General features: G+C 60.4%; 2 protein-coding genes. Both read right to left on the bottom strand.

The features are described 5' to 3' along the window. Positions 1-211, bottom strand: a 211-nt coding sequence (locus tag MRBLMA1_RS16700) for a cation:dicarboxylate symporter family transporter (RefSeq protein WP_363738254.1), incomplete at its 3' end; no start/stop codon positions are given. Positions 212-226: 15 nt separating this feature from the next. Beyond that, a complete protein-coding gene (locus tag MRBLMA1_RS16695) occupies positions 227-412 on the bottom strand; it encodes a YbdD/YjiX family protein (RefSeq protein ID WP_363738252.1) in 186 nt (61 codons plus the stop codon). Between the last annotated feature and the right edge of the window lie 166 nt (positions 413-578).

Genomic DNA, 578 nt, shown 5'->3' with positions numbered 1-578 from the left:
TATGCGCGATGCCCGCCACCAGAGTGGAGAAGACCAGGGGCGCAATGATCATCTTGATCAGATGCAGGAAGATGTCGGCCAGCAGGTGGTAATAGCCCGCCACATCCTTCGCCAGCGTCTTGTCGCCGCCCACCCAGATATTGGTGGCAAAGCCCACGATCACCCCCAGAACCATGCCTGTCAGGATGAACGCCGTCAGTTTATTACGCATGAACTTTCATCCTTTTCAGCAGCACTTGCCGCCACTTGCCCCCTCGTAGCGCGCGTCTTGTCGTTCACGGAAAAAGGCGTTTCGGTCCATGGCTGGATGGTCGGGATGATGGCTGGCCATATGGCGCAGATAGGCGTCATAATCGGGAATGCCGACCATCATCCGCGCCATCTGCCGCAGCGTGACAAGGAAGCGGCTCATTCCGCCGGCACCAGTTGCGCCGGGATTTCGCGCGCGGTCGACCCCGCCACCTTCCGCGCCGCGAGACAGGTGCGAATGGTGAAGACCAGCACCGCCAGCACCACGAACAGGAAGATCGCGACCAGCGCCGCGTCGATCCGGTCGTTGAAGATGATCTGCCGCATCT

Source organism: Sphingobium sp. LMA1-1-1.1 (assembly GCF_040676365.1).
In the GTDB taxonomy this organism is placed as follows: domain Bacteria; phylum Pseudomonadota; class Alphaproteobacteria; order Sphingomonadales; family Sphingomonadaceae; genus Sphingobium.
This window is presented reverse-complemented; position numbering and strand designations above follow the sequence as displayed.

What these genes read in the sequence shown, in the direction of transcription:
- MRBLMA1_RS16695 (WP_363738252.1), bottom strand. Translation starts at nt 412, where the DNA reads ATGAGCCGCTTCCTTGTCACGCTGCGGCAGATGGCGCGGATGATGGTC.